13 protein-coding genes and 1 pseudogene are annotated in these 16,235 nt (G+C 64.0%); 9 read left to right on the top strand and 5 right to left on the bottom strand.

Features of this window, described 5'->3' with window-relative positions; translation table 11 throughout:
• Window positions 1-147: 147 nt before the first annotated feature.
• From AWB81_RS07640 to AWB81_RS07655, 4 genes and pseudogenes are all read right to left on the bottom strand, one after another.
• Complete coding sequence (locus tag AWB81_RS07640; RefSeq protein WP_062633810.1) at window positions 148-819, bottom strand: glycoside hydrolase family 19 protein; 672 nt, start codon at window positions 817-819, stop codon at window positions 148-150.
• Window positions 820-1,101: 282 nt separating this feature from the next.
• Entirely contained in the window at window positions 1,102-1,956 is an 855-nt protein-coding gene (locus tag AWB81_RS07645; protein ID WP_062633812.1) for a FecR family protein, read from the bottom strand.
• Window positions 1,943-3,637, bottom strand: coding sequence for a toll/interleukin-1 receptor domain-containing protein (locus AWB81_RS07650; protein WP_062633814.1), 1,695 nt, complete (start codon window positions 3,635-3,637; stop codon window positions 1,943-1,945). Before AWB81_RS07650 ends, AWB81_RS07645 begins: the two co-directional genes overlap by 14 nt.
• A gap of 307 nt (window positions 3,638-3,944) precedes the next feature.
• A pseudogene (locus AWB81_RS07655) lies at window positions 3,945-4,837 on the bottom strand (LysR family transcriptional regulator).
• Window positions 4,838-5,042: 205 nt separating this feature from the next.
• Here AWB81_RS07655 and deoC point away from each other — a divergent pair.
• From deoC to AWB81_RS07695, 8 genes are all read left to right on the top strand, one after another.
• Complete coding sequence (gene deoC / locus AWB81_RS07660) at window positions 5,043-6,056, top strand: deoxyribose-phosphate aldolase (protein WP_062633816.1); 1,014 nt, start codon at window positions 5,043-5,045, stop codon at window positions 6,054-6,056.
• Between the two features lie 43 nt (window positions 6,057-6,099).
• A complete protein-coding gene (locus tag AWB81_RS07665) occupies window positions 6,100-8,496 on the top strand; it encodes an aldehyde dehydrogenase family protein (RefSeq protein WP_062633818.1) in 2,397 nt (798 codons plus the stop codon).
• Window positions 8,497-8,571: 75 nt separating this feature from the next.
• Window positions 8,572-9,042: an RbsD/FucU family protein gene (locus AWB81_RS07670; protein ID WP_062633825.1), complete on the top strand. Its 471-nt coding sequence runs from the start codon at window positions 8,572-8,574 to the stop codon at window positions 9,040-9,042.
• The gene (gene rbsK / locus AWB81_RS07675) at window positions 9,039-9,989 is read left to right on the top strand and encodes a ribokinase (protein ID WP_062633827.1); all 951 of its coding nucleotides are present in this window, start codon (window positions 9,039-9,041) and stop codon (window positions 9,987-9,989) included. The genes AWB81_RS07670 and rbsK overlap by 4 nt, the downstream gene beginning before the upstream one ends.
• Window positions 9,990-9,992: 3 nt before the next feature.
• Window positions 9,993-11,036 carry an ABC transporter permease gene (locus tag AWB81_RS07680; RefSeq protein ID WP_062633829.1) on the top strand — a complete coding sequence of 348 codons (1,044 nt, stop codon included), beginning with the start codon at window positions 9,993-9,995 and terminating at the stop codon, window positions 11,034-11,036.
• Between the two features lie 59 nt (window positions 11,037-11,095).
• Window positions 11,096-12,100: an autoinducer 2 ABC transporter substrate-binding protein gene (locus AWB81_RS07685; protein WP_062633831.1), complete on the top strand. Its 1,005-nt coding sequence runs from the start codon at window positions 11,096-11,098 to the stop codon at window positions 12,098-12,100.
• 73 nt (window positions 12,101-12,173) lie between these two features.
• Complete coding sequence (locus tag AWB81_RS07690) at window positions 12,174-13,703, top strand: sugar ABC transporter ATP-binding protein (protein WP_062633833.1); 1,530 nt, start codon at window positions 12,174-12,176, stop codon at window positions 13,701-13,703.
• A complete protein-coding gene (locus tag AWB81_RS07695; protein ID WP_062633836.1) occupies window positions 13,700-14,755 on the top strand; it encodes an ABC transporter permease in 1,056 nt (351 codons plus the stop codon). Before AWB81_RS07690 ends, AWB81_RS07695 begins: the two co-directional genes overlap by 4 nt.
• Before the next feature lie 57 nt (window positions 14,756-14,812).
• Here AWB81_RS07695 and AWB81_RS07700 read toward each other — a convergent pair whose 3' ends face one another.
• Window positions 14,813-15,631, bottom strand: a complete 819-nt coding sequence (locus AWB81_RS07700) for an EAL domain-containing protein (protein WP_159938845.1) — start codon at window positions 15,629-15,631, stop codon at window positions 14,813-14,815.
• A gap of 396 nt (window positions 15,632-16,027) precedes the next feature.
• Here AWB81_RS07700 and AWB81_RS45640 point away from each other — a divergent pair, with 396 nt between their 5' ends.
• Window positions 16,028-16,201 carry a hypothetical protein gene (locus tag AWB81_RS45640; RefSeq protein WP_159938847.1) on the top strand — a complete coding sequence of 58 codons (174 nt, stop codon included), beginning with the start codon at window positions 16,028-16,030 and terminating at the stop codon, window positions 16,199-16,201.
• The last annotated feature ends 34 nt before the right edge of the window (window positions 16,202-16,235 follow it).

The following is a 16,235-nucleotide window of genomic DNA, read 5'->3' on the forward strand; positions in this document are numbered from 1 at the left end:
AGCAGGCAAGCGAGGGATCGGGAAGGGTGGCCGCGGTGGACCCAAGCGAAGTATATGACGTGTCAGGGAAGATATTGGTCTACGGAAACCCGCCGCGTCGGCGACGGCGAATTCGATCATGTATCGCCATCGCCCTGACGCGCGCCGCTAGGCCATCGCGTTGCCGCCGGGCACGGCCGCGCCGAGCGCGTTGCTGGCCAGTTCGAACGCGTTGTCGCGCCCTTGCTCACCCTCGTGCGCCGGATTGATCTTCGCGGTGATCGCGTGGAAGCTGCCCTGATCGGCGAGTTCGTTGCAGCCGTGCGATTGCCAGAACCATGCGGCGACGAGCGCGGCGGTGCCGGCATCGTTGCGCACGCTGTCCGGGTTGGCAACCAGATCGACGCCGATTGCTTTGCCAGCCGCGGCGAAATTGCCCTTGAAGGTGAGCTGGATCAGCCCCGAGCCTCGATAGCGCCATCCGTCGCCGCTCGCAGCGGGCCCGTTGCCGCACTTGTTCTGATAGACGAGATTCGCAATCTGCTGCTGGCGATCGGGCGGCACACACGTCTCGCCGGTCTGACGGCCGAGGGCGTTGCATTGCGCCTGAGTCAGCGAGGAGAAGACCGCATCCAGACGGGACGCCGCGTAGTTGAATTTCTCGGCGACCGGCGGCAACGGGAAGCCTCCACTTTCGTATGCGATTTGCGCCAGAAACGCCGCCTGCCGAGGAGGTGTATTGATCTGAAATCGCTCCATCGCAGCCGAGATCGGCGCGAGCCAAAATGCGGCGCTCGCCTGGGATGCGCCGGTTGCCGCCGTGAACGTTGTCTGGTCCATGCTGTTCTCCACATCATGTTTCGTCGGGAACAGACGTCGTTGCACGCTGAACGAGCCGTACCCGAAATGGAATGCCGCCGGGAATGTTTGAAGGGGAAGCTTTATTAGCAGGCGGGGATCGAGACGGCGCGCGACCTTTTGTGCTGGATCGGCGCCGACGTGAATAGCGTTTTAGCACGTATTTTCGCGAATGCAGTGCTTAGGATGCCGTCTTATGAGCGCCGCATAACATTGTCGAAGCGAGCGGCAGGCAAGGTGATGCAATTGCAGGCGCGTCGTCCGTTACCTGATTGGCGTCGATGGGGTCGTCGGCGGATTGTATGGAACAGCGCGATCCCGGATGCGTGAGTTTGTACCGGTTCCCGTCGTTGGGCGCTCATTGGACGGAGGGCCGCCCGGAAGACGCGGACCGCCCATCGGTTCGACTGCGGGTGCGACGCCCCACGTCACGGGCGAAGCTCGCGGCTTCCGAAGCCTCGATTCGGCTTCGTCGGCCCAGCGCGAGAGGGCGCCGGCGTTCACGCGCTGCGGGGCGGACGGCCCGCGAGTTCCGACTACGGCAAGCGAGAGATTCTCTGTCAAAAGGATCGGCGACCAGCTTGCGTCGCTCCCCGGCGTGCAAAGGACACGCCCTTCGCGCACGAAAACCGCCACGTTCCCGGGCGCCGTCGCCGGATAGCCTTCGCTGCGGTGCACGTCGTACTCGGTACCCTCCACCGAGGCCGATAGCTCCTTGGTGACCACCTGGCCGCCGCCTTGCTTCGCAATGCTCTTGATCTTGGCGAACAGTTCGCCGACGAGCAGCTTGATCGAGCCCAGCTGAACGCGCGTCTGGCGGTTGAGGGTGACCGTGCTGCCGTCGTCGTATTCGATGACAGCCTGCCCTCCCGCCGTGTCGACGATGTCGCCGGGAAGCAGTTGCATTCCGGACGGATTGCGAATCACGCCCTTGTCCGGGCGCTCGACGCTCACCCCGGGATCGGAATACAAGAGCGTGCCCTTTTGCGGCGCCCCCCCGGCCACGACGAACGGACCGAGGCCGAACGACGCGTCCGCGCAACCCGCAAGCAGCGCCACGCACAGCGCGAGTCGCACGACTGCGACAAATGCACGGGGACGATGATCAGCTCCTGCCATGGGACCACCTCTTTTCGAGTGCCAGCAGCATCCACCATGTCACGCCAAAGGCGACGAGGTGATAAAGACTGTCGACCAGCAACCCAAGCCTGGCGTAAAGCAGCACCGTGATCGCGAGAAAGGCGAAACAGGCCGCAGGCAGGACGATCACGTCGAGCCATCGCGACTTGCCCACGCGCCAGATGCGATAGGCGATTGCCGCAGCCACCATCACGAGCACCAGAAGCCATTGCTGAACGAATCCAAGGGGCGTGACGATCGCCCCGGTCATGAGGGCATTGACCGCGCCCGCCTGGAATTCGAAGCCGTAGCGCTCCGGCCCTGCCACGTCGAGCCGTGTCTGCAGAAGGTCCAGCGGATGTTCGGCACCGACGACGATCACTTTGCCTTGCCACGCGGGCGCAGGCGAAGCGGCGGCGAGCAGGGTATCGGTATTGAGCCGCCTCGCCGGATCGCGCAGGCGTTCGCGATGCGACAGCGGAAAGATGATGCGCGCGAGCACGGCACCCGCCGGCCGCGCGGGACAGTCCTTGTCGGGCCATTCGGCGACTTCGCGCAGGGAGAAGCGGATGTTCTGCTCTTCGGCGCCGGCGCTCGCATGCAGAATCGTCTCCGACGACGGAATGCGCTCGATGTTGGTCGCGCCGGTGACCGCATACAACGCGAACGACCCATACACATTCTTTCCCGCCTGCATGGCGACCGTGCCGAATACCGCGTTGTCGAGTTTCTGGCCGATGCACGTCAGCCCGAGAAACGCGCCCGACTCGCCGAGGCCGGGAAGCGCGACTGCGTGACCGTAGGGTGTCAGGGCCTTGAAGCCGAACACGACGCGTGTGCCGCTCTGACGTGCCGCGCGTATCGCATCGATCAGGGTGGCGTCGGCTGGTCCGGGCTCCTCCGTGGTGATGTCGAAGGCGATCGCCTTCGCCTTCTGCTGCGCCGCGAGTGCGATCAGGCGCGCGTAATCGGCGCGACGCGTACGCGCGAGGCTGCGGGTTTCGGACGCGTTCGGCACGATGCCGACGAGAACCAGGTCTTTCGAAAGCGCGGGTTCGAACAGCACGTCTCCGATCAGCATGGTGAAGCTTGAGGTGCGCGTGTCGAGGCCGAGGAGATCGAAGACATTGACCCACACGAAGGAGAAGGCCGTGGCACCCACCAGAACCGAAACGGCCGCGCTGGCGCGAAAGATCCGCAGCTTCTGCATGCTGAGTCTGATCGACTCGATGAGGCCGGTGCCTTCCAGTTGGGCTGCGATCGCAGCGATGTCGCGGTCACGCGTGTCCCGCTTGAGGGGCATGGACTGGAGGTTCGCCAGTTCGGCGACGTCCGCGGGCAGTTCGTGCGCGTCGGGAAGTTGTGCGCCGTCGACCAGGACCGGAATGATGCGCTTCTTCTGGCGTAACGCTTCGGCGACCTCCCAGCGGACGAAGTCGGTCGCGCCATTTGCGGCACGCTCGTTGAGCATCGAGAGCCATGCAGTGCCGACGACCGCCAGTACCACGTCATATTTCCGGAGCCGCTCCGACAGAAGCTTCTGCCAGTTCGTGCCCGCCGGTATGTCCAGAATGTCGATGAACACGCGGTTTCGCGGAAACAGAGCGGCCAGCCGGTCGTGCAGCAGTTCGCTGGTCGCCGAGCTGTCGTCGCGTCTGTACGTGATGAAGATGTTGGGCATGGTCGGATCGACAGGCGACGAAGCAGGCCGTCTCGGGCGCGTCCGGGACGGCATACACGCGACGCATTGAATGCTTCCGCCGGATGCTTCGCCTGCGTTCCATCCACCACGGTTAGCACTTCCAACGGCGGCGCTTGCGTGCCCGATGCCGCGCGTGCCATAGCTCGCACAGTACTACATGCGGCAGATAATTCAATGTGATTCTCGCCCTTCGGGCTGTCCCGGAAGTGAGGGGAGTGCCGGTTATCGATAAGGTGCTGGAAACCGCAAGTCCCTATGAGGCGGTCTCATGCATGACGAGCCGTCTCTATGGGCGGTAGCGAAGTGCGTCGATCACCACGCGCATTGCACGCGACGACTGGCGACGGCTCGCGTAGTACGCGTGAAGGCCGGAGAACGTCGGAGACCAGTCTTCGAGCACCCAGACGAGGCGGCCGGCCGTGAGGTGCGGCTACGCGACGTCCGCCGGAATGTACGCGAGCCCATAACCGGACAATGCGGCTTCGAGCATCTGATAGGTACCGTTGAAAGCGAGCTGACCTTCAACGCGCACCTGCACTTCGCGATGCCCCTTCTTGAGCTCCCAGGAGTAGAAGCCGCCATGCGTGGGCAGACGCAGGTTGATGCAGTTGTGGTCGGTCAGGTCCTGTGGCGTCTTCGGCAACGCCAGCTTCTTCAGATACGCGGGCGAGCCGACGATAGCCATGCGCATGTCGGGCCCGATGCGCACCGCGATCATGTCCTTCGCGATCTGGTCGCCATTGCGAACGCCGATGTCATAACGATCCGCAACGATATCGGAGAGGCCGTAGTCCGTGATCATCTCGATCCTGATCTCCGGATAGCGGCGAAGCACCTTCGACAGCCTTGGCCAAAGGATCGTCTTGGTGGCGTAGTCGGTTGCGGTGATGCGGATCGTGCCCGCCGGCAAGTCGCGAAGCTCTTTGACTGCGGTCAGCTCGGCTTCGGTTTCCTCGAAGCGACGCGCCACTGTTTCGAGCAGGCGTTCGCCCGCTTCGGTTGGCGAGACGCTGCGCGTCGTGCGGGTCAGGAGCCTCAAGCCGAGTCTCGTTTCGAGCGCCCGGATCGTATGGCTCATGCCGATTGCGATACACCCATTTGCGCTGCGTCGCGCGTGAAGCTGCGTTCGCGCACGACAGCGATGAATGCAAGCAGGTCGTTGACGTTTTCACGCGGCATTGATGAGCCCGTTTCATGGGTGTCTCCGGATTTTATCTGCACATCGACATTCAAGCGCCGCTCGCTCAAGAGGACGTATCCGCCAGATGGCGGCAGGAGGGAAGTCCTCAGCACTTTCCCTATGTTACGATCGTAACAACGATGTTATAAACTGAGATCAATATATCAAAAAAGTGTTGTGCATCGCACAATCCGAAACGATCTCATGCTCGATGCTGCTTCGAAACCCGTTCTAGCGTGGCCAGGCGCAAGCCGGCCGCACACGGAGACGCTCACGCGCAATCCCGGCGTTCCCTTCGACCTCGCATGGCTCGACGGCCTGCGCGTGAATCAGTCGGCTGTGGCCCGGCGCGTCTCGACGCTCGGCACGCGGCGCGCGGTCAAGAAAGACGCGCAAGCCGCGTGGTTGCTCAAGGCCATCACCTGCATCGACCTTACGACGCTCAACGGCGACGACACCACCGCGCGCGTCGAACGCCTCTGCGCGAAGGCGCGTCGTCCCGTGCGCGACGACCTGCTCGACGCGCTCGGCATGGCGCCCGGCTCGATCAGGACCGGCGCCGTATGCGTCTACCACCGTTTCGTGAAAGCGGCGGTCCACGCGCTCGAAGGCAGCGGCATTCCCGTCGCGGCGGTATCGACGGGCTTTCCCGCCGGGCTGATTCCGCATCCGCTGAAGCTGCGCGAGATCGAGGCGTCGGTTGCGGACGGCGCCGCCGAAATCGACATCGTCGTGACGCGCGAACACGTTCTGACCGGCAACTGGCAGGCGCTCTACGACGAGATGCGCGACTTCCGAGCGGCTTGCGGCGACGCGCACGTGAAGGCGATTCTCGCGACCGGCGACATCCGCACACTCTCCAACGTGGCGAAGGCATCGATGGTCTGCATGATGGCCGGCGCCGATTTCATCAAGACCTCGACCGGCAAGGAAGGCGTGAACGCGACGCTCGACGTCTCGCTCGTGATGGTGCGCATGATTCGCGAGTACCTCGCGCGCACGGGCGTTGCAATCGGCTTCAAGCCGGCGGGTGGCGTATCGACGGCCAAGTCGGTGCTCGAATACCAGATCCTCATGAAGGAAGAACTCGGGCGCGACTGGCTCGAAGCGGACCTGTTTCGCATCGGTGCATCGAGCCTGCTCGCCGACATCGAGCGGCAACTCGAACATCACGTGAGCGGCCGCTACTCGGCGTTCAACCGTCATCCCGTCGCGTGAGCACGCGCCCTTTTTCGACTCGTCGACTCAACCAGACATCCTCATGAGCGTAGCCGAATACTTTTCTTCGATGGAATACGGACCCGCACCGGAAGACGATCGCGCCGCGCGCGTATGGCTCGATCAGCATGCGAGCGGCTTCGGCCATTTCATCGGCGGCGCCTGGCGTGCGCCTTGCGCGGCCGATCAGGCCGAGCGCTTCGAATCGCGCGAGCCGGCGACAGGCCGCGTGCTTGCATCGATCGCACAAGGCGATAGCGCCGATGTCGCCGCCGCGGTCGATGCCGCGCATGGCGCGCTCGCCGCATGGCAGGCGCTCGGCGGCCCGGGCCGCGCGCGGCACCTGTATGCCCTCGCGCGCATGGTGCAGCGTCACAGCAGGCTCTTCGCCGTGCTCGAATCGCTCGACAACGGCAAGCCGATCCGTGAGACGCGCGACATCGATATCCCCCTTGTTTCAAGGCACTTTCTGCATCACGCGGGATGGGCGCAACTGCAGGAGCGCGAATTCGCGGACTGGGCGCCGCTCGGCGTGATCGGCCAGATCGTGCCGTGGAATTTTCCGCTGCTGATGCTTGCCTGGAAGATCGCGCCAGCGCTCGCGATGGGCAATTGCGTCGTGCTCAAGCCCGCCGAATACACGCCGCTCACGGCGCTGCTGTTCGCTGAACTCGCCCATCGCGCGGGCCTGCCTGCGGGCGTGCTGAACGTGGTGACCGGCGACGGCCGCACGGGCGCGGCGCTCGTCGAGCACCGCCAGGTCGCGAAGATCGCGTTCACCGGATCGACAGAAGTCGGGCGGCAAATTCGCGTCGCGACGGCGGGATCGGGCAAGTCGCTCACGCTCGAACTCGGCGGCAAGTCGCCGTTCATCGTCTTCGATGACGCCGATCTCGACAGCGCCGTCGAAGGCGTCGTCGATGCGATCTGGTTCAATCAGGGGCAAGTGTGCTGTGCCGGTTCGCGCTTGCTCGTGCAGGAAGGCATCGAGGCGCGCTTCGTCGAGAAGCTGAAGCGCCGCATGGAGACGCTGCGCGTCGGGCCGTCGCTCGACAAGGGCATCGACATGGGCGCGATCGTCGATACCGTGCAGCTCGAACGCATCCGCGCACTCGTGGCGCTCGGCGAAAGCGAAGGTTGTGTGATTCATCAGCCGGCGAGCCTCAGGCTGCCCGAAGGCGGCGCGTTCTTCCCGCCGACGCTCGTCACCAACGTCGCGCCTGCATCGATGCTCGCGCAAGAGGAAATCTTCGGTCCGGTGCTCGTGACGATGAGCTTTCGCACGCCCGAAGAAGCGGTTGCGCTTGCGAACAACACGCGCTACGGGCTCGCCGCGAGCGTATGGAGCGAAAACATCAGCCGCGCGCTCGACGTCGCGCCGCGCCTGCAATGCGGCGTCGTGTGGATCAACGCGACCAATCTCTTCGACGCGGCCGTCGGCTTCGGCGGCTATCGCGAATCGGGCTTCGGGCGCGAAGGCGGACGCGAGGGCATCTACGAGTATCTGCAGCCACGCGCGTGGACCAGGCTTCCGGTTCGCAAGAACGCTCCGGCGCGCGTGAACGAAGCGCAGGCACAGCCCGATGCGAACGTGAGCGCCCTCGACCGCACCGCGAAGCTCTTCATCGGCGGCAAGCAGGCGCGTCCCGACAGCGGCTATTCGCGCCTCGTGCATGCGCCTTCCGGCGCGATCGTCGGCGAAGTGGGCGAAGGCAATCGCAAGGACATTCGCAATGCGGTGTCGGCGGCGCGCGGCGCGCAGAAGTGGTCGAGCACGAGCGCGCACAACCGCGCGCAGGTGCTGTATTACCTTGCCGAGAACCTGTCGGCACGCTCGGCGGAATTCGTACGTCAATTGGTAACCCGCACAGGCGCGAGCGAACGCGATGCGGCGCGCGAAGTCGAAGCGTCGATCACGCGGCTTTTCACCTACGGCGCGTGGGCCGACAAGTTCGATGGCGCGGTGCATGCGCCGCCGTTGCGTGGCGTCGCGCTCGCAATGCACGAACCGCTTGGCGTGATTGGCGTGGTGTGTCCGGATGAGGCGCCGCTGCTCGGTTTCGTGTCGCTCGTCGCGCCGGCGCTCGCACTCGGCAACCGCGTGGTGGCGGTGCCGAGCGAGACGTGTCCGCTGATGGCGACGGATTTCTATCAGGTCGTCGAGACGTCGGACGTGCCGGGCGGCGCGCTCAACATCGTGACGGGCGAATCGCATGCGCTTGCGAAGACGCTCGCGCAGCACGACGATGTCGACGCATTGTGGTGCTTCAACGGCGCCGAACTCTCGGCGATGGTGGAGCGCGAATCGGTCGGCAATCTGAAGCGTACCTTCGTGGACCGCGGCCGCGCGTTCGACTGGCACGATGCCGCGAGCGAAGGCCTGCCGTTCCTGCGCCAGGCGGTCCAGGTGAAAAACATCTGGGTCCCTTATGGTGACTGAAACCCGAGACTGATTCCGGACTAATCAAGGGCGAAGACTTCACGATGAAGCGCGCCCATGCATGGAGGAGACGCTGTGCTGAAGAACATCGATCCGCTGTTGAACGCCGACATCCTGCACGCGCTGTGCGCGATGGGGCACGGCGACGAAGTCGTGATCTGCGATGCCAATTTTCCCGCCGATTCCGTCGCGCGCCAGACGGTGCTCGGCAAGCTGCTGCGCATCGACGGCGCGAACGCGCCGCGTGCGATTCGCGCGGTGCTCTCGGTGATGCCGCTCGATACGTTCGTCGATCATCCGGCCGAGCGCATGGAAGTGGTCGGCGACGCGAGCGCGCTGCCCGCCGTGCAGCGCGAAGCGCAACGCGAAGTCGACGACGCCGAGCGACGCGAGACGCCGTTTGCCTCCGTCGAGCGCTTCGCGTTTTACGAGCGCGCGAAGAACGCCTACTGCGTGATCGCGACGGGCGAAGCGCGCGGCTATGGCTGCTTCATCTTCAAGAAAGGCGTCGAACTCGCGCCGGACGCGCCGGAGTCCGCAAAATGAGCCGTCGCAGCGTAGTGATTCTCGGCATCTACGTGACGGACCTCGCGTTTCGCGCCGAGCGCATGCCGCAGATCGGTGAAACGATTCCCGGCTCCGCCTTCGCGATGGGGCCTGGCGGCAAAGGATCGAACCAGGCGGTGGCGGCGGCGCGTGCGGGCGCGGACGTGGTCTTCTGCACGCGCATCGGTGCCGACGCGTTCGGCGAGATCGCGCAATCGACCTGGCGCGCGGAAGGCATCACGTCGCGCGCGACGGTGCTCGAAGGCGTCTCCACGGGCGCGGCGCACATCTATGTGGACGAGCGCACCGGCGGCAACGCGATCATCGTCGCGGCGGGCGCGGCGGGCACGCTATGTCCCGCGGACGTCGATGCGATCGAGGCCGACATTGCCGACGCGGCCGTGTTCGTCACGCAGCTCGAACAGCCGATCCCGGCCGCACGACGCGGCCTCGAACTCGCGCGCAAGCATGGCGTGACGACCGTGTTCAATCCGGCGCCCGCCTTGCCGCTGCCCGACGACATCTATCCGCTTTGCGACTACATCACGCCGAACGAAACCGAGGCTGCAGCGCTGACCGGCATCGCGATCGCATCGGTCGACGACGCGCGCCGCGCCGCCGATGCGCTGCTCGCGAAAGGCTCGCGCGCGGTCATCGTGACGCTTGGCGAGCAGGGCGCGCTGCTGCATTCTGCAAGTGAATCGGTGCTGGTCCCGGCATTCGACTGCGGCCGCGTGGTGGAGACGGCCGGCGCGGGCGACGGTTTCACCGGCGGCTTCGCGGCGGCGCTTGCGCGTGGCGAATCCGCGCTCGACGCGGTGCGCTTCGGCTGCGCGCTCGCGAGCCTCTCGGTGACGCGCGCGGGCACGGCGCCTTCGATGCCGACGCTTACCGAGATCAACGCGGTGCTCGGCGAGCGCCGCACCGCCTCCGTGAACGGAGCCTGATCGATGAAAGCGTCGAAGTGGCTCGCCGATCGCCAGCTCAACTTTCTGGTCGGCGTGAACCTGTTGGTCGTGATCGCGGCGACCTGGCTCTCGAACGGCCAGTTCCTCGATATCGACAACCTCCAGTCGATGGGCGGCCAGTTGCCCGAACTTGGTCTGCTCGCGCTCGGCATCATGCTCTCGATGGTGTCGGGCAACGGCGGCATCGACCTGTCGGGCGTCGGGCTCGCGAACCTGTCCGGCATGGTGGCTGCGATGGTGCTGCCGAAGCTGGTCGTGGCCGACGATTCGCCCGCCCTTTATACCGCCGTTTTCACAGGGGTCGTGCTCTTCATCGGCTTGCTCGGCGGCCTGCTCAACGGCGTCGTGATTGCGCGCCTCAGGCTCACGCCGATCCTCTGCACGCTCGGCACGCAACTGCTCCTCACGGGCATTGCGGTGGTGCTGAGCAACGGCGCCTCGGTGCGAGTCGAATACGTCGATCCGCTGTCGAACATCGGCAACGGGACGTTCCTGCAAGTGCCGATCTCGCTGTGGATCTTCATCGCGGCGGTCCTCGTGCTCGGCTGGGTCCTGAAGCGCACGCCGTTCGGGCTGCGCCTCTACCTGATGGGCACGAATCCGAAAGCGGCTTTCTATGCGGGCATTCCGCGCGCACGGATGCTGATCCTGACCTACGGCATGTGCGGCATGCTCGCATCGCTCGCCGGGCTCATCAGCGCGACGCACACGTCGAGCGCGAAGTGGGACTACGGCAATTCGTATCTGCTGATCGCGATCCTGATCGCCGTCATGGGCGGCGTGAATCCCGCAGGCGGCTATGGACGCATCGTCTGTGTATTCCTCGCCGCGACCGTGCTGCAGTTCCTGTCGAGCCTCTTCAACCTGCTCGGCGTCTCGCAGTTCTTCGGCGACTGCGCATGGGGCTTCCTGCTGCTCGCTTCGCTCGCCTTCGCGGGCGGCGAGCGCGTGCGCGCGATTTTCGGGATCGGCGGCGTTGCGCCCACACCGAAGGTACCGCCGCCGCCCGCTTCGACGGGACGCTAGTTCTGGCTCTGCATCTTCATCACATTTGCAGCACATTCGAACCATAAAGGAGACATCGCATGAAACTCAAACGACTCGGAACCGCGCTCACCGCGATTGCACTCGCCGCCGGCGCGATTGCCGCCGCACAGGCCGCGACCAACGAAACCATCGTCACCGTGGTGAAGGTGACCGGCATCAACTGGTTCAATCGCATGGACGATGGCGTGAAGGAATTCGGCAAGGAAACGCCGGGCGTAACCGTCTACCAGACGGGCCCGGGACGTGCCGACGCCGCGCAGCAGCTGAAGATCATCGAAGACCTGATCGCGAAGAAGGTCACGGCGATTGCCGTCGTTCCCTACGATCCGCCGACGCTCGAACCCGCGCTCAAGAAGGCGATGGATCGAGGCATCAAGGTCGTGACACACGAAGCTGACAACGCGAAGAACACGATGGTTGACCTCGAAGCGTTTGATAACACTGCGTACGGCGCGGGCCTGAACGAACGCCTTGCCAAGTGCATGAACTCGCAGGGCAAGTGGGCGGTGCTGGTGGGTTCGCTCGGCAGCCGTTCGCAGGTGCAGTGGGCGGACGGCGGCATCGGCAATGCGAAACAGAAGTACCCGAAGATGGACCTCGTCGAGCCGAAGCTCGAAACGAATAACGACGGCGAGCGCGCGTATCAGGTCGCGAAGGAAGTGCTGCGCAAGCACCCGGACCTCACCGGCTTTCAGGGATCGTCGTCGCTGGATGTGATCGGCATCGGCCGCGCGGTGGAAGAAGCGGGCAAGGTTGGCAAGATCTGCGTATACGGCACTGGACTGCCGACCGAAGCGGGCAAGTTCCTCGAAAGCGGCGCGATCAACGGCATCGCATTCTGGGATCCGAAACTCGCCGGCCTCGCAATGAACAAGGTGGCGAAGATGCTGGTGGACGGCAAGACCGTCGCCGACGGTTCCGACCTCGGCGTGCCGGGCTACACGAAGGTCACGGTCACGAAGGGACCGGGCAAGGGCGTGATCGTGCGCGGCACCGGCTGGGTCGACGTAGACAAGTCGAACTACAAGCAGTATCCGTTCTGATGCGCATGCGGCACGCTTCGCTTTTTCTTATCGACGGCGAAGCGTGCCGGCAGGTCAAAAGCAAATCAAGGTCATGATGAATTCAGCACCGCTTCTCGAAGTCGTCGATATTCACAAGCGCTTCACCGGCGTCTATGCGCTGCGCGGCGTGAGCCTCGCGTTCGAGCGCGGGCAGATCTATCACCTGCTCGGCGAAAACGGCTGCGGCAAGAGCACGCTCATCAAGATCATCTCGGGCGCGCAGCCGCCCGATGAAGGCGAACTCGTGATCGAAGGCAGCCGCCATGCGCGGCTTTCGCCTCTCGAAGCGCTTTCGGCGGGTATCGAAACCGTTTATCAGGACTTGTCGCTGCTGCCGAACATGAGCGTAGCGGAGAATGTCGCGCTGACGTCCGAGCTCGCGGAGCATGCGGGGCGCCTCGCGCGCACGTTCGATCGCCGCGCGCTTGCAGCTACGGCGGCGCGCGCGCTCGAAGCCGTGGGCCTTCCCGGCGACGCCGATTTCCAGGCGACGCTCGTCGAGCAACTGCCGCTCGCGACTCGCCAACTGGTCGCCATCGCGCGCGCAATTGCGAGCGCGGCGAAGTTCGTCATCATGGACGAGCCGACGACCTCGCTCACACAGAAGGAAGTGGATAACCTGATCACGGTGCTCGCGAAACTGCGCGCCGACGGCGTCGCGGTGCTGTTCGTGAGCCACAAGCTCGACGAGTGCTATGCGATCGGCGGCGAGGTGATCGTGCTGCGTGACGGCCAGAAAATGGCACAAGGTCCGATCCAGAATTACACCAAGGCGCAGATCAGCGAACTGATGACCGGCAAGCATCTTTCGACCGAGCGTTATCGCGAGGCGGGTGCAGAAGCCGCGCGCGAGATCGTGCTCGACGTGAAGTCGCTCGGTCGCAAGGGTCAGTTCGCCGATGTGTCGTTCGCGTTGCATCGCGGCGAGATTCTCGGCGTGACCGGTTTGCTCGATTCCGGCCGCAACGAACTCGCGCGTGCGCTAGCAGGCGTCGCACCGGCCGACCAGGGCACGGTGACGCTCGACGGCTCGCTCGTGCGCCTCTCATCCCCCGCCGATGCCAAATTGCAGCGCATCGGCTATGTGCCCGAAGACCGCCTGAACGAAGGTCTCTTCCTCGATAAGTCGATCCGCGACAACGTCATCACCGCGATGATCTCGAGCCTGCGCGACCGCTTCGGCCAGATCGACCGCAAGCGCGCGCAGGAGCTTGCCGAGCGCACGGTCAAAGACCTGCAGATCGCGACTCCCGATGTCGACAAGCCGGTGCAGTCGCTCTCGGGCGGCAACCAGCAGCGCGTGCTGATCGGCCGCTGGCTCGCGATCGATCCGCGCGTGCTGATCCTGCACGGGCCGACCGTCGGCGTCGACGTGGGATCGAAGGACATCATTTACCGCATCATGCAGCGGCTCGCGCAGACGGGCATCGGCATCATCCTGATCAGCGACGATCTGCCCGAACTGCTGCAGAACTGCGACCGAATCCTGATGATGAAGAAAGGCCGCGTCGCGAACGAGTATCGCGCCGAGCAGATGGCGGAGGCCGATCTTTATCACGCTCTACTTTCCGAGGCAGCATGAGCGAGTCCATCCGTCGTGTATCGCATGAAGCGATGCCGCAATCCGTGCAGGAGCTTGCGCCGCGCGTGCGGCAACTGAGCTGGACCGCGCGGCTGATGCGCAATCCCGAATGGTTCACGGTCGCGCTGATCGTGGTGACGTGCCTGATCGTCGGCACGCTGAATCCGCGCTTCTTCCAGTTCGCGACGCTCTTCGACCTGTTGCATTCCGGCACGACGATGTCGCTCTTCGCGCTCGGCACGCTGGTCGTGCTGGCATCGGGCGGCATCGACGTATCGTTCACCGCGATCGCCGCGCTCACGATGTACTCGCTCACCAAGGCGGTGTTCGCGTGGTGGCCGGATGCGCCGTTCGCGCTGATCCTCGTTGCGGGCGCGCTGGGCGGTGTCGTGCTCGGGATTGTCAACGGCTTGCTCGTGCATCGGCTGAAAGCGCCCTCGCTGATCGTCACGATCGGCACGCAGTATCTCTACCGCGGTTTGCTGCTGACGTTCGTCGGCACGCAGTTCTTCATGAACATCCCGCACAGCATGGACAGCTTCGGACGCTTGCCGCTCTTCTTCTATCACACGGCCGATGGTTTGCGCGCGGTGCTGCCGGTCTCTGTGATCGCACTCGTGATCGCGGCCGTCGTGACGTGGTGGCTGCTCAATCGCACGATGATGGGTCGCGGAGTCTTTGCGATGGGCGGCAGCCTGCCGATTGCCGAGCGGCTCGGCTACAACCTGCGCGCGATTCACCTTTTTGTGTTCGGGTATACGGGGATGCTCGCGGGTGTGGCCGGCATCCTGCACGTATCGACGAACCGTCTTGCGAACCCGTTCGATCTCGTCGGCACCGAACTCGACGTGATCGCGGCCGTGATCCTCGGCGGCGCGCGCATTACCGGTGGCACCGGGACAGTCGTGGGCACGCTTCTCGGCGTCGTGCTCGTGACGCTCATCAACAGCGTGCTGATCCTCGTCGGCGTGCCGAGCACGTGGCAGAAGGTGATTATCGGCGCGTTCATTCTGATCGCAGGAACGTTGTTCGCGTTAGGCCGCAGAAGCTAGCAGCCGGTCCGTGGCACGCGGGACGTGCCACGGATCGCCGGTGCTGCGTGCAGGCATCTAGTTGAAGGGCGCCACCGCCTGCAGAATAGCGGCTTGCGGGCGAGCGATGTAATAGCCCTGCACAAAGACCTCGGGATGCAGCGCGAGCCAGCGTAACTGTTCCAGTGTCTCAACTCCTTCGACCACCACAAGAAATCCCATTCGGTGGAGCAACTGGAGGACACCGGTCAACAACGTGCACGCACGCGTCGATGCCGGGACGCCTGCGATGAATGCACGGTCCAGCTTGATTGTCTGGATGCGCGTGGACCCCAGCATCGCAAGTGACGAATAGCCCGAGCCGAAATCGTCGAGTGCGAAGCGCACACCCAGTTTTTCGAACGGGCGTGTGTAGTCGCTGACGGTCAATACCTGCGACGCGTTTTCGGTCTCGAGCAACTCGAGTTCGATCAGCGATGGTTCGATCTGGTAACGCGAACACGTCTCAACGATCCGTTCGCTAAGTTCCCTGTCAGCGAGTTGCGACGGCTGGATGTTGATGGTGGCACGCGCCGACAGCACTCCGCTGTGTTGCAGGCCGCCCAGTTGACGGCAGGCTGTCTCCAGCACGAAATAGCTGATTGCGCGTGCGGTAATGGTGTCTTCCAGCGCTGTCATGAAGCTGCCGGGAAGAAGCACGCCGAGATCCGGGTGCTGCCACCGGATCAGACATTCCACGGCCAGGAGATCGAGTGTCCTTGCCTTCACGACGGGCTGATAGGCGACTGCGAACTCTCCGTCGCGCAAGCCCTCACGCGCGCGTTGGGGCGACAGGTTGCCTCGATGATGCGCGGAGGCCATCGTGCGCAAGACGTCCATACTTTCCTTGCCGTTCATTTGCTGTTGAGTATCGTTCACGGGCATCCCTGCAATCGATGAAGTGAAGAGATCGTCTGCATGCGCGATGCGCAACAACGCGAGGCAGCATGGATCGTAAGTATTCGCTTACGGCGTGGGCATCAATGCAGCACTGCTGTCGATAACGGTGCTGCTACAAGCTCATACAACACCCTCCATTCGCCCAAGGAGCGCGTTCCTGTATCGCCTACGCCGTGCGCTTAAATTCGGAGTTCGAAACGTTGCGTTGATTGATTCAGGGAAACGTGGCCCCGCCTCGGTTTAGTTGTAAAAATGTACGCACGACGCCATGTTCGCGTTCCTGGCTTGTCCAGGAAATGTCAAAATGGGCCTGATGAATGGTCAAATGAGGACACCGGAAGCCTGGAGGTGAGCATGCGCCGGAATACCATGGATGCGCTGCCGTATTCCGGTTCGATTCCTGAGATCCGATACAGCAACCGCGATCGTCCCGGTATGCAGATCGAGGTGCTCTCGCTATCCGATCTGATTGCGCGGGTACCGCCCCATCACTTCGATCACCCGCAGCGTCCCGAATTCACTTGTTGATTCTTTGCCTGGAAGGTAGCGGCAAGCACTGGGT

This window comes from Caballeronia arationis, assembly GCF_001544975.2.
GTDB classification, from domain to species: domain Bacteria; phylum Pseudomonadota; class Gammaproteobacteria; order Burkholderiales; family Burkholderiaceae; genus Caballeronia; species Caballeronia arationis.

Coding starts and splice junctions, on each gene's coding strand:
- AWB81_RS07640 (WP_062633810.1), bottom strand. CDS start 819: ATGGACCAGACAACGTTCACGGCGGCAACCGGCGCATCCCAGGCGAGC.
- AWB81_RS07645 (WP_062633812.1), bottom strand. CDS start 1,956: ATGGCAGGAGCTGATCATCGTCCCCGTGCATTTGTCGCAGTCGTGCGA.
- AWB81_RS07650 (WP_062633814.1), bottom strand. CDS start 3,637: ATGCCCAACATCTTCATCACGTACAGACGCGACGACAGCTCGGCGACC.
- deoC (WP_062633816.1), top strand. CDS start 5,043: ATGCTCGATGCTGCTTCGAAACCCGTTCTAGCGTGGCCAGGCGCAAGC.
- AWB81_RS07665 (WP_062633818.1), top strand. CDS start 6,100: ATGAGCGTAGCCGAATACTTTTCTTCGATGGAATACGGACCCGCACCG.
- rbsK (WP_062633827.1), top strand. CDS start 9,039: ATGAGCCGTCGCAGCGTAGTGATTCTCGGCATCTACGTGACGGACCTC.
- AWB81_RS07680 (WP_062633829.1), top strand. CDS start 9,993: ATGAAAGCGTCGAAGTGGCTCGCCGATCGCCAGCTCAACTTTCTGGTC.
- AWB81_RS07685 (WP_062633831.1), top strand. CDS start 11,096: ATGAAACTCAAACGACTCGGAACCGCGCTCACCGCGATTGCACTCGCC.
- AWB81_RS07690 (WP_062633833.1), top strand. CDS start 12,174: ATGATGAATTCAGCACCGCTTCTCGAAGTCGTCGATATTCACAAGCGC.
- AWB81_RS07695 (WP_062633836.1), top strand. CDS start 13,700: ATGAGCGAGTCCATCCGTCGTGTATCGCATGAAGCGATGCCGCAATCC.
- AWB81_RS07700 (WP_159938845.1), bottom strand. CDS start 15,631: ATGAACGGCAAGGAAAGTATGGACGTCTTGCGCACGATGGCCTCCGCG.
- AWB81_RS45640 (WP_159938847.1), top strand. CDS start 16,028: ATGCGCCGGAATACCATGGATGCGCTGCCGTATTCCGGTTCGATTCCT.